9 protein-coding genes are annotated in these 11,638 nt (G+C 64.2%); 8 read left to right on the top strand and 1 reads right to left on the bottom strand.

What is annotated here, in order from left to right; genetic code table 11:
• Nucleotides 1-6: 6 nt before the first annotated feature.
• A complete protein-coding gene (locus ACRC0P_RS17265; RefSeq protein WP_438632540.1) occupies nucleotides 7-465 on the bottom strand; it encodes an ATPase in 459 nt (152 codons plus the stop codon).
• A gap of 148 nt (nucleotides 466-613) precedes the next feature.
• Here ACRC0P_RS17265 and ACRC0P_RS17270 point away from each other — a divergent pair, with 148 nt between their 5' ends.
• From ACRC0P_RS17270 to ACRC0P_RS17305, 8 genes are all read left to right on the top strand, one after another.
• Nucleotides 614-2,893: a copper-transporting P-type ATPase gene (locus ACRC0P_RS17270; protein ID WP_438632541.1), complete on the top strand. Its 2,280-nt coding sequence runs from the start codon at nucleotides 614-616 to the stop codon at nucleotides 2,891-2,893.
• 133 nt (nucleotides 2,894-3,026) lie between these two features.
• Nucleotides 3,027-4,151 (top strand): acetate/propionate family kinase, encoded by a 1,125-nt coding sequence (locus ACRC0P_RS17275; protein WP_438632542.1) that lies wholly within the window; start codon nucleotides 3,027-3,029, stop codon nucleotides 4,149-4,151.
• The gene (locus tag ACRC0P_RS17280; protein ID WP_438632543.1) at nucleotides 4,148-6,604 is read left to right on the top strand and encodes a hypothetical protein; all 2,457 of its coding nucleotides are present in this window, start codon (nucleotides 4,148-4,150) and stop codon (nucleotides 6,602-6,604) included. The genes ACRC0P_RS17275 and ACRC0P_RS17280 overlap by 4 nt, the downstream gene beginning before the upstream one ends.
• Before the next feature lie 210 nt (nucleotides 6,605-6,814).
• The gene (locus ACRC0P_RS17285) at nucleotides 6,815-8,017 is read left to right on the top strand and encodes an MFS transporter (protein WP_438632544.1); all 1,203 of its coding nucleotides are present in this window, start codon (nucleotides 6,815-6,817) and stop codon (nucleotides 8,015-8,017) included.
• Between the two features lie 2 nt (nucleotides 8,018-8,019).
• Nucleotides 8,020-8,658, top strand: coding sequence for a helix-turn-helix transcriptional regulator (locus tag ACRC0P_RS17290; RefSeq protein ID WP_438632545.1), 639 nt, complete (start codon nucleotides 8,020-8,022; stop codon nucleotides 8,656-8,658).
• A gap of 85 nt (nucleotides 8,659-8,743) precedes the next feature.
• On the top strand, nucleotides 8,744-10,042 hold the full coding sequence (locus ACRC0P_RS17295) for a DnaT-like ssDNA-binding domain-containing protein (RefSeq protein WP_438632546.1): 1,299 nt from the start codon (nucleotides 8,744-8,746) through the stop codon (nucleotides 10,040-10,042).
• Complete coding sequence (locus ACRC0P_RS17300; RefSeq protein WP_438632547.1) at nucleotides 9,954-10,616, top strand: replication protein P; 663 nt, start codon at nucleotides 9,954-9,956, stop codon at nucleotides 10,614-10,616. The genes ACRC0P_RS17295 and ACRC0P_RS17300 overlap by 89 nt, the downstream gene beginning before the upstream one ends.
• 138 nt (nucleotides 10,617-10,754) lie before the next feature.
• Nucleotides 10,755-11,504: an outer membrane protein gene (locus ACRC0P_RS17305; RefSeq protein ID WP_438632548.1), complete on the top strand. Its 750-nt coding sequence runs from the start codon at nucleotides 10,755-10,757 to the stop codon at nucleotides 11,502-11,504.
• Nucleotides 11,505-11,638: the final 134 nt, after the last annotated feature.

Here is an 11,638-nt window from a genome sequence, read left to right on the forward strand (position 1 = left end):
GGGTAGCTACATCTCCTGCATCCGGTTGGCACCCTGGCTTATCTGCCTGGCCGCCTGCTCCTCCAGCGATTCCAGCTCTTCCATCAGCTCGCGGGTGGCTTCAATGTCCGCCCTGGCATGGAGGTAGCGGTAGAGGTCAATCACCTGCTCGTGCTGGTCGGTGACAACGCCCATGATTTCATCCGGTTGGAGATCCTGGAAAGGCGCGTCGCAGTGCGCGCTGTGCAGAATCGGATGCTTCTCCATGTAGTCGTAGCACCAGGTATTCAGTGCTCTTGTTTCCGCGGTTTCCACGAACCCGGAAACTATCTGCGAAAGCTCCTGCTCGTGCTGCGCCAGATAGTCGAGCAGCATCTTGGCGCGGGAGTTCTCATTGTTGAGCGCGCAATGGTGCAAACAGTCGGATAAATTCCTGTGGAACTCCCGGTTCCACACCAACACATCCTTCAGGGTTTCAACCTGCATCGCCGCTCTCCTGTGAAGATGTGGAATTTGACGCAGAGTTCGGTCGCACCAATGCCACGCCTTCAACAAATTGTAGCAACCGCAGCGACTAGTCTATTACTCTTCACACGACGGCCGCCGTCGGTAAAACATCCCGGGGAACCCCCTTATGCCGCAACACTCGCACTCTCCCGCACAGGATTCCCGCCACCGCTCCGATAGGGAGGACAGCGCCACCTACACCTGCCCGATGCACCCGGAGGTCGAATCGGAAGGCCCGGACAGCTGCCCCAAATGCGGCATGGCACTGGAGCCGAGGGCACCCGCCGCCGGGGCGACCGAATGGGTCTGCCCCATGCACCCGGAAATTCTGCGCAGCGAACCCGGCGACTGCCCTATCTGCGGGATGGCGCTGGAACCGCGCAACGTAACGGCCGAAGAGGAAAATCCGGAACTGAAGGATATGCGCAGGCGCTTCTGGATCAGCGCCCTGCTCACGGTTCCGGTGGTGCTGCTGGCAATGTCCAAGTTCATCCCCTTCCTGCCGCTGCACGAGTGGATTCCGCCCGGGGTCGGCGGCTGGCTGGAAATGATTTTCGCGACGCCGGTGGTGCTCTGGGGCGGCTGGCCCTTCTTCGTGCGCGGGGTGCGCTCGGTCATTACCCGCCAGCTGAATATGTTTACGCTGATCGGTCTCGGGGTCAGTGTGGCCTATTTCTACAGTGTGATTGCGCTGCTGTTTCCCGACTACTTTCCGCAGTCCTTTCGTGAGGAGGGCGGCATGGTCGGCGTCTATTTCGAGGCTGCCGCAGTGATCGTCACCCTGGTACTGCTCGGCCAGGTGCTGGAACTCAGGGCCCGCAGCGCAACCAACGCCGCCATCCGCGCGCTGCTGGAGCTGGCACCGAAAACCGCGCGGCGGATCAACGACGACGGCAGCGAGGAAGACGTTTCCCTGGATCGGGTAAAAGCCGGCGACAAGCTGCGGGTTCGCCCCGGCGAAAAAATACCGATCGACGGCAAAGTGCTGGAGGGCCGCTCCAGTGTGGACGAATCGATGATCACCGGCGAGCCGATTCCAGTGGAGAAGACCGAGGGAGAAAAAGTAATCGGCGCCACCGTCAACAGCACCGGCAGCCTGGTCATCGAGGCGGAGCGGGTGGGCACCGAGACCCTGCTGTCGCAAATCGTGCAAATGGTGGCAGAGGCGCAGCGTTCCCGCGCGCCCATCCAGAACCTGGCGGATGTGGTAGCCGCGTATTTTGTACCCGCGGTCGTGATCATCGCGCTGATCAGCTTTGCGGTCTGGATCACCATCGGTCCGGAGCCCCGCAGCGCATATGCAATGATCAACGCGGTGGCGGTGCTGATCATCGCCTGCCCCTGCGCCCTCGGCCTGGCCACCCCCATGTCGATCATGGTGGCCACCGGCAAGGGCGCCGGGCTCGGGGTGCTGTTCAAAAACGCCGAGGCGATCGAGACCCTGCGCCGGGTAGATACCCTGGTGGTGGACAAGACCGGCACCCTGACCTTAGGCAAACCGCGGCTGGTCAGCGTCGAGCCCGCGGAGAATTTCGACGAGGAGTCGCTATTGCGCATGGCCGCCTCCCTGGAACGCGGCAGCGAACATCCCCTGGCCGCGGCCATAGTGCGCGGCGCCGAGGAAAAAGATATCGAACTGGCGAAGGCCGAGGATTTCGACTCGATCACCGGCAAGGGCGTGCGCGGGCGCGTGGACGGAAAATCCGTGGCGCTCGGCAACAAAGCGCTGATGGAGGACCTGGGGGTAAATATCGACGGCCTGCTGGGCACCGCCGAATCCCTGCGCACCGAGGGCCAGACCGCAATGTTCGTCTCCGTGGACGACGAGGCGGCCGGGCTGGTGGGCGTCGCCGACCCGATCAAGGACTCCACCCCGGAAGCCATTGACCTCTTGCACAGCGAGGGAGTGGAAATCGTGATGATCACCGGCGACAGCCGCACCACCGCCGAGGCGGTGGCGCGCAAGCTGGGTATCGACAAGGTGTTCGCGGAGGTTCTGCCGAACGAGAAGGCGGAGTCCATCAAACGCCTGCAGGGAGAGGGACGTATCGTCGCCATGGCCGGCGACGGCATCAACGACGCGCCGGCATTGGCCCAGGCCCAGGTGGGCATCGCCATGGGCACAGGCACCGATGTGGCCATGGAGAGCGCCGGAGTCACCCTGGTCAAGGGCGATCTGCGCGGCATAGCCCGGGCCAAACGCCTGTCCCACGCCACCATGCGCAATATCAAACAGAACCTGGTGTTCGCCTTTGTCTACAACGCCACCGGCGTGCCCATCGCCGCCGGTGTGCTCTACCCGGCCTTCGGCCTACTGCTATCGCCGATGATCGCGGCCGCCGCCATGGCCGCAAGCTCGGTGTCGGTAATCGGCAACGCGCTGCGCCTGAACCGCAGCGATGTGTGATTTGTAGGATGGGCAAAGCGCAGCGTGCCCATCAGCGCGGCTGAAGATGGGCACGTCGCTGCGCTCCTTTGCCCATCCTATGAGAAGAAATCACTGAACACCGGGATACCCGGCCACAGGAGATAAATCTGGTATGGCCCACCCTCTTCGCGGACAGCAGGCGCTCGCGGTCAACCTCGGCAGTTCATCGCTGAAAATAACCGGCTTTGCCCGCGAGCAAAACCGCACTTGGAAGCGCCTGCTGTATCGCAACTGGCCGCTGCCGGAAGCGGACCCGGAAGAGATCGCGGAACTGCTCGCCGGTTCGGGAATTCGCGAAGATCAATTGCTGTGCATCGCCCACCGCTATGTGCACGGCGGTGCGATACTCCCCCGCAGCGCGGTGCTGGACGGGAAGCTGCTCGAGCGACTGGGGTCCACCGCGGCGCTGGCACCGCTGCACAACCCCCCGGCGCTACAATGGATGCGCGAATTCCTGCGCCTGTATCCCTCGGCAACACAGATTGCCGTTGCCGACAGCGGCTTCTTCGCGGACCTGCCGGAAGCCGCCCGGCGCTACCCGCTGCCCGCGGAGCTAGTCGCCGAACACGCGCTGCGCCGCTACGGCTTCCACGGCCTGGCGCACGGTGCCATGTGGCGCCGCTGGTGCGAAATCACCGGGCGCAGCCGGGGGCGGCTGATCACCCTGCAGCTGGGCGCCGGCTGTTCCGCGGCGGCGATCAAAGACGGCAAGCCACTGGCCACCTCCATGGGCTTCACCCCGCTGGAGGGCCTGGTGATGGGCCGGCGCGCCGGCGACCTGGACCCGGGGCTGCTGCTCTACCTTCAACAGACAGCCGGGCTCGAAGCCGCAGCACTCGACGATATGCTGAACCGCCGCGCGGGGCTGACGGCCCTGGCGGGCAGCGACGATATGCGCACACTGCTGGGCCGCGACGACAGCGAGGCAAAACTGGCGGTGGATATTTTCTGCCGGGGAGTGCGCAAATATATCGGCGCCTACCTCGCGGAACTGGGTGGCGCCGACGCGCTGATCTTTTCCGGCGGCATCGGCGAGCACCAGCCCCGGGTGCGCGCGCAAATACTGGCACCGCTGAAACCGCTCGGCTTTCCCCTGGATGCCGCGGCCAACGCGTCGGCGAACTCGGGGGAGGCGGACATCGGCACCGCGGGCGCGGATATCCGCGTGCTGCCCGCAGACGAAGCGCGGGAACTGCTGCGCAGCGCCGAACAACAACTACAGGGAGGTGACTCGTGAATTCGACACCATCGCGCGAGAACCATCAACGGCACCGGGACGAGCGCCTGGCGCGCAGTTACCGCGGGCACGACCGGGAATTTGCCGCCTGGGCGGAGGGCATCGAACTGATCCGGCATCGCGCCGACACCCAGGTCAGGGTGTTCCGCCTGGCCTGCGACCTGGAACAGCGCGGCGCGGTGGCCGACAGGGCCGAAGTCTTCCGCCTGCTGGCGGCGGCGGACCGGCTGACCCGCGCCGCCATGTGGCTGGTGGTGCACATGACCTATGCAAAACAGGTCTACGCCGACGGCCGCACCCTGGCCGCCGGGGATTTCAAGGCGGACCCCCAGGGCCACACCGGCGGCTCGCTGAACATGGTGCCCGCCTATATCGGCTACCTGGCGGCCAATGCGCTCTGCGGCATCACCCGCAGCTGGCTGATGGGCCAGGGCCACTGCGTGGCCGCGATCGACGCCTGCAACCTGCTGGTGGGCAATATGGAAGAGGCCCACGCCGCCCGTTACGCCTGGACCGATGCCGGACTCACGCAGTTCGTGCGCGATTTCTACGCCTACGCTATCGATGCCCGGGGCCGGCCCGCCTCGCCCCTGGGCAGCCATGTGAACGTAAACACCGCGGGCGGCATTTCCGAGGGCGGCTACCTGGGCTTCGCCGAATTGCAGTATGTGCATATGCCCCTGCCGGGGGAACGGCTGGTGGCCTTCCTCAGCGACGGCGCCTTCGAGGAACAGCGCGGCAGCGACTGGGCGCCGCGCTGGTGGCGCGCGGAGGATTGCGGACTGGTCACTCCGGTGATGATCGCCAACGGACGGCGCATCGAGCAGCGCTCGACCCTGTTCCAGCAGGGCGGCGTGGAGTGGTTCGCGGCGCACCTGCGCCTGAACGGATTCGATCCGCTGCTGATCGATGGCAGGGATCCGGCCGCCTTCGCCTGGGCCATTCTGGAGGCGGAGGAGCGGCTGCTCAGCTGTGCGGATGCAGTGGCAAACGGCTCTGGCGGCTATCCGGTGCCGCTGCACTACGTGATCGCCGAGGCGCCGAAAGGCTACGGCTTTCCCGGCGCCGGCACCAACCGCGCCCACGGGCTGCCGCTGCAGGGAAACCCGGCGGAGGACAGCAGCGCCCGCCGGGAATTTACCGACGCCGCCGCCAAACTGTATGTGGAGACGGAGAGCCTGCACCGCTCGCTGCCCTATTTCACCGCCCACGCGGCGCAGGGCCGGGCGCTGGAAAAAGACCACCCGTTGCACAGGCGCAGCGTCACCCTGAAGCACGCCCCCGAACCGGACTGGCATCCCGCCGGCAGCCATGAGTCGCCGATGGCCGCGCTGGACGGCTATTTCGTTGCCCTCGCCGACGCCAACCCGGAGTGGCGGGTGCGCGTGGGCAACCCCGACGAACTGAGCAGCAACCGCTTTTACCGCACGCTGGAGCACTTCCGCCACCGGGTCTTCCAGCCGGAGGCCGGCAGCGACGAGGCCATCGACGGCGCGGTGATCACCGCCCTCAACGAGGAGGCGGTGGCCTGCGCGGCGCTGGGCAACAAGGGCGGCATCAACCTGGTGGTGAGCTACGAGGCCTTCGCGGTGAAGATGCTCGGCATCATGCGCCAGGAGATCATCTTTGCCCGCCACCGGAAAGAGGCCGGAACGCCGCCGCAGTGGCTGTCGATCCCCTTTCTGCTCAGCTCCCACACCTGGGAAAACGGCAAGAACGAACAGTCCCACCAGGACCCCACCCTGTGCGAGGCGCTGCTCGGCGAGATGTCCGACACCAGCGTGGTGCGCTTCCCGGTGGATGCCAACAGCGCCCTGGCCGCACTGGCGGACTGCTACCGGCGGCACGGCGAACTGCACGCGCTGGTGGTGCCGAAACGGAAATTGCCCGTGCTGTTGGACCAAGAGCAGGCCCGGCGCCTGGTCCGCGACGGCGCCCTGCGCCTGCGCGGCAACGCGGACGCCCCAGTGCGCCTGGTGGCCGTGGGCGCCTACCAGCTGCAGCAATGCCAGTTGGCCTGGCAGCGGCTGTCGGAGTACGGCGTCGACGCCGCGCTGGTCTGCCTGCTGGAACCCGGGCGGTTCCGCCGGCATTTCCGCGACGAACTGGAGCGGCAGGCCGGCGCGGACGCCGCGCTCGCAGCGGAGCTGTTCCCGGAAAACGCAAGCGCCACCCTGGTCGCCAGCCACACCCGGCCCGAAGCCCTCGCCGGGCTGCTGCCGCGCAACGCGTTACTGCTCGGCTACCGCAACCGCGGCGGCACCCTGGATACCGAGGGTATGCTGTTCGCCAACGGCTGCAGTTGGCTGCACCTGCTGGCCGCGCTGGCCGGCGCGCTGGACCTTCCACTGTCCGAATGGCTGGGCACGAACGAACTGGCGGCCCTCACCGGCAGTGAAGATCCGCGTCCGCTGCTGCGCGTGGGGGAAGTCGCCGCCGGGGGGCGGCTTTGACACCGCGAGCCCAACAAAGCACGCCTCCTTCACCGGCCATTGTCCTGCACCAAGGCACGCTGCCGGCGTCGTATCAAAACTGGCTATCGCAAAAATAGAAAAGCATTTGCTTTTCTTATTGGCGCATTACTGCTACCTTAATAAAAAAACAAACTACTTATTTTATCTCTCATGCCGCTCACCAACGCAAAAACCACTCTGGTGGCGGTGATGCTGGTTACCCTAGTGGGTACTGCCGGCATCGCCCTGCCCTACCCGATACTGGCACCTCTGTTTCTGGACAGCCCGGCCACTAACCTCACCCAATTTATGGGAATTCCACCCAAACTGCTGCTGGGGCTGGTGCTGGCGCTGTTTCCGCTGGGGCTGCTGCTGGGCAGCAGCGTTGTGGGCGCCCTCTCCGATCACTTCGGACGCAAGCGGGTACTCACTCTCACCCTGCTGCTGGCTGCCATCGGCTATGCGCTCTCCGCCTTGGCGCTGATCTGGCAAAACTTCATTCTCTTCGCGCTGGCCCGCTTCCTCACCGGACTCTGTCAGGGCAATATCGCCATCGCCCGCGCCATTGCCGCCGACCTGCATCCCACCATTGAGCGCACCCGCGCCCTGTCTCTGGCCATGGCCTGTTCCTACGCCGGTTGGCTGCTGGGGCCCCTGTCCGGGGGCTACCTGGTGACGCTGGGGACGGAGGTGGTTTTCTGGGCCGGAGGGCTTGCGGTTATTTTTTGTGCGCTGCTTGTACAGATCAGCATTGATGCGGACGGGCCCGTGCCGGACGGCAAAGTCAACCTGCTGGAACTGGCCCGCGCGCAGAACTCCCTGAGCCTGTGGAAGGAATCGGCAATCTGGCCGCTGGCGCTGTTCAACCTGCTGTTCTGCCTGGGAGTCAACGCCTTCTACGAGTTCTACCCCTTCTGGCTGGTGGAGAAATTCGGCTTTGCCCCCCACCAGATCGCCTGGAATACGGTGACAGTTACCGGCTTGATGATCGCCACCAGCGCCCTGGCGATTCCCGCCCTGAAGCGGCGCTTCGGCGGCAACTCCCTGGTGCTGAAAGGTACCCTGGCCCTGGGCACACTGCTAATTCTGCTGCCGCTCGCAGGCAAAGTAAGCGTTTACCTTGTATTCGCGCTAATCGGCGTCGGTATCGCCACGGTGAACGGCATCTTCCCCGCGCTGATGTCCGAGCGCTTCGAGCGCTACGGCCAGGGCCGGATTATGGGGTTGCTCACCGCCAACTTCTGCCTGGCCAGCTTTGTGATCGCCCTCGCCGGCAGCGGCGTGGCGCTGATCGGCAGCCACTGGTCGCTGGTGCTGGGTGGACTGCTGTGCTTCGCTGGCGCGGCGCGGTTTGCATTGCACCGGCCGGCGCTGGAAGATTGGCCGATAACAGAACAATCACCGGCGCGCTAGATATGTCCACCCCTTCCAACAACAGTCGCGAGCAGATCCTCTACCTGCTGAAGACCCGCGGCCCCCAATCCGCGCAGTTTCTCGCCGGCGAGTTGGGCATCACCCCGGTGGGCACCCGCCAACATTTGAAACAGCTTGCCGACGATGGCCTGCTGGAGCGGTTCGACCGCGCGGAAAAGGTGGGCCGCCCTTCCAGCTACTGGAAACTGACGGAAAAAGCCCAGGGCCGCTTCCCGGATCGCCACGGCGATTTGACTCTGAAACTGATCGATAACGTACGTCAGATCTTTGGCGAGGAGGGGCTGGAGGCTCTGATCGACAAGCGTGAGAAGGAATCCCTGGAAGACTATCGGCGGGCTTTGGCGGCCTGCGCCAGTCTTGGCGGCAAGGTCAAGAAGCTGGCGGAGCTGCGCAGCCGCGAGGGCTACATGGCCGAGGCGGTGCGGGAGCAGCGCGGTGTCTGGTTGCTGGTGGAGAACCACTGCCCCATCTGCGCGGCGGCGCACAAGTGCCGGGGGTTTTGCCGCTCTGAACTGGAAGTATTCCGCCAATGCCTGGACGGAGCGAGGGTGGAGCGGTGTGAGTATTTGCTGGAGGGAGCGCGGCGCTGTGCCTATCGGATAGCGGCTTCCGGGGATTGATCGGGCGGACCTGGAGGCTGCATGCGGAGCTGGAGCTCCTCGGTCCCGGGAGTCCCGAGTCCCCAAGGGTGTTATCATCCCGCCCATGAAACACCCCCTGCTCCCGGAAAGACCCCTGTGCATCTCCCCCACCCTGGCCGCCACCCTCGGCCTGGAGGAGGCGGTATTGCTCACCGCCCTGGGGGACCTGCTGCCGTTCCTGCCCGTGGAGCCCCACCCGGGGCGGGACTGGTACACCGTCGAGGGCGAGCAACTGCAGCAATTGCTGCCCTTCTGGGAGCCGGCGGATATCCAGCGGGTGGCCACCAGCCTGCGCAACCAGGGCACGCTGCTGCTGGGCGCGGCGCCCTACGGCAGCAGCCACACCCTGAAGTTCTCCCTCGGCGGCGGCGACGGCCGCGCGGCCGAGACCCCCGCCCGCCGCAGCGCCAACACTATCTCCCCCAGTTGGCAGCCGGACCGGGAAACCCTGGCGCGCATCGCCCAGTTGGGCGTGCCGGAGCACTTCGTGCGCGAGCAGCTGCCGGAGTTCGTCACCTACTGGCGCGAGCGCGGCGAGTCCCGCCACTCCTTCGGCTCCCTGTTCCTGAAACAGGTGAAGAGCAAGTGGGAGACCTACCGCGCCACCACCCAGCGCAAGCAGCCATTGCCCCCGGGCTGGCAGCCGGACGGGGAGACCCTGCGCAAACTGGCGGACGAGGGCGTGCCCAGCACCTTCGTGCAGCGCTGCCTGCAGCGCTTCGTGGACTACCACCGCTCCAGCGGCAAGCACTCCATCTCCTGGGAGCTGGAGTTCAACGACTGGGTGCTGGGGGACTGGGAAAAACAGGACACGCCCTTTATCGAAAAGGCCAAGCCAGTGGCCATGAGCCGCGACTGGCAGCCCAGCGAGCACACCTGGGAGCAGTTGCAGCGCCTGGCCATCAACCCCGCCTTCGCCGCCGAGCTGCTGCCGGAGTTTATCTACAAATGGCTCGAGCGCGGCGGCCACAGCGCCCGCTGGGGCGAGCTGTTTATCGAATACGCACGCGAGGAGTGGGCCTACTACTGCCAGGGGATCGAAAAGAACCCGGTGGCCAAGCCCATCACGCGCAACTGGCAGCCGGGGGTGGACTGCTTGAGTCACCTGGTGAACCAGTGTGAAATAGACCGCGACTTCGCCCTCTCCCTGGTACCGGAATTCCGCATCTACTGGCGCGACCAGGGGGCCGCGCGCAAGAGCTGGGACGCCGTCTTCGTGCGTCACGCGCGCCACCAGTGGGCGGAGCGCAACAAGCTGGCAATAGGACACGCATATGGCAAGCCACAAAACACCGCTGACTCGACAAACCAGCGCACCCGCGACAGGTCAGTCCTCGACATCGTCACGGACACGAACTGGTAGCGCCCAGCAGGAACAGCTCAGTGAAAAGAAGCGCGCGCTCAACGAGGTCTTCGGGCTGCTAAAGCTCAGCTACCACAACCAGTTCAATGCCGCCTTTCCGGATACGGAGACACTGCACCACGCCAAGCGCCTGTGGTTGGAATCGCTGGACGCCTTTACACCAGAAGAAATAGTTGCCGGCGCCAAGCGCGCGATTAAGCAAAGCGAATACCTGCCCACTGTGCACAAAATGCTCACACTCTGCGCGGCGGGTGAAAACGGCCTGCCGGAACCCCGCGCCGCCTACCGCGAGGCCTGCAACGCTCCCAGCCCCAAGGCCAGCCACAACTGGAGCCACCCGGCGGTGTACCACGCCGGGCGCGAGGCCAACTGGTTCTTCCTGGCCAACAACGCGGAATCCGTGGCCTATCCGGTGTTCGCCGAGCACTACCGCAAGATCTGTGCGCGGGTGCTGGAAGGGGAACAACTGGCGCCACCACAACAGGAGAAACTGGAACAGAATCCCGGGAAACCTCTGTCCAAGGCCGAGAACGCGAAAAAGCTCGCGGAATTGCGCGCGGAATTAGAGCTGTAATACTTTTACCCTGTAGGAGCGGGCCATGCCCGCGATCGACCTGTGCCAAAATCCGAAGCTGATCGCGGCCATGGTCCGCTCCTACAAGGAAAAATAAAGAAATAAAGAATAATTCACAACAACCCAGCAGGTAACGCCATGAACAGGCAACTCTTTCTGTTAGTGGTACCCGCCCTGGCGCTCGCCGCGCCGGCACAGGCCGATTTCTATTCCCACCGTTACGCCGGCGTCAGTTACAGCGATACAGGCCTGAGTGGTTTTTGCACCGGCGGCGGGAAAACTGTCCAGAACCTCAACTCTGACGAGCAAACCGCAAGACTCGGCAATTGCAGCGAAACGGGAAGCGGCTGGAAAATTTACAGCGGCTGGCGGTGGACCCCTTATCTGGCGGTAGAAGGCAGCTACCAGAGACTCGCCAGTGGCACTGTTGCCGTAGAGAGGACCAATGTACAGTTGTTTCCCATCGGATTTTTCCCCGAGTGGCGCGAGCGTAATGAAATAAGCACAAGCTTGGGTAATGTATTTATGGTCGGACACTGGCCACTTTTCGAGGGATTCAGTCTATTCGGCAAACTGGGCGGAGGTTTCTGGAATTCCAGAATCAAACAGAGAGTCGATGCTGTTGAATTGCGCGCACAGCCGCTTCCGGAAGAGGAGGTTGTGGAGGGTGAAGACGACTTCATCCTTATCGAGGTCCCTGCGTCGGGAACGTTTGAAGACAGCCAAAATGGCTTCCACTGGGGCTACGGTGCCGGTATCAGCTACCGCCACCAGAACAGCTGGACCATACGCGCCGAGTGGGAGGCATTCTCCGATGTAGGTAGTGATGACTTTTTCTCCTCCTTCGATGTACAGAGTGCATCGTTGGGGTGGAGTATGCATTTCTAGGCGAGATCGATCGCGGGCATGGCCCGCTCCTACAAAGGTATTTTTTACCCCCTGTAGGAGCGGGCCATGCCCGCGATCGATAAAAATATTTTTACCCCTGTAGGAGCGGGCCATGCCCGCGATCGATGGAGATA

The organism is Microbulbifer sp. (assembly GCF_051659245.1).
Lineage (GTDB): Bacteria > Pseudomonadota > Gammaproteobacteria > Pseudomonadales > Cellvibrionaceae > Microbulbifer.

Bases quoted from the DNA above. Each gene is read 5' to 3' on its own strand.
- ACRC0P_RS17290 (WP_438632545.1), top strand. From the start codon at position 8,020: ATGTCCACCCCTTCCAACAACAGTCGCGAGCAGATCCTCTACCTGCTG.
- ACRC0P_RS17295 (WP_438632546.1), top strand. From the start codon at position 8,744: ATGAAACACCCCCTGCTCCCGGAAAGACCCCTGTGCATCTCCCCCACC.
- ACRC0P_RS17270 (WP_438632541.1), top strand. From the start codon at position 614: ATGCCGCAACACTCGCACTCTCCCGCACAGGATTCCCGCCACCGCTCC.
- ACRC0P_RS17275 (WP_438632542.1), top strand. From the start codon at position 3,027: ATGGCCCACCCTCTTCGCGGACAGCAGGCGCTCGCGGTCAACCTCGGC.
- ACRC0P_RS17285 (WP_438632544.1), top strand. From the start codon at position 6,815: ATGCTGGTTACCCTAGTGGGTACTGCCGGCATCGCCCTGCCCTACCCG.
- ACRC0P_RS17305 (WP_438632548.1), top strand. From the start codon at position 10,755: ATGAACAGGCAACTCTTTCTGTTAGTGGTACCCGCCCTGGCGCTCGCC.
- ACRC0P_RS17300 (WP_438632547.1), top strand. From the start codon at position 9,954: ATGGCAAGCCACAAAACACCGCTGACTCGACAAACCAGCGCACCCGCG.
- ACRC0P_RS17265 (WP_438632540.1), bottom strand. From the start codon at position 465: ATGCAGGTTGAAACCCTGAAGGATGTGTTGGTGTGGAACCGGGAGTTC.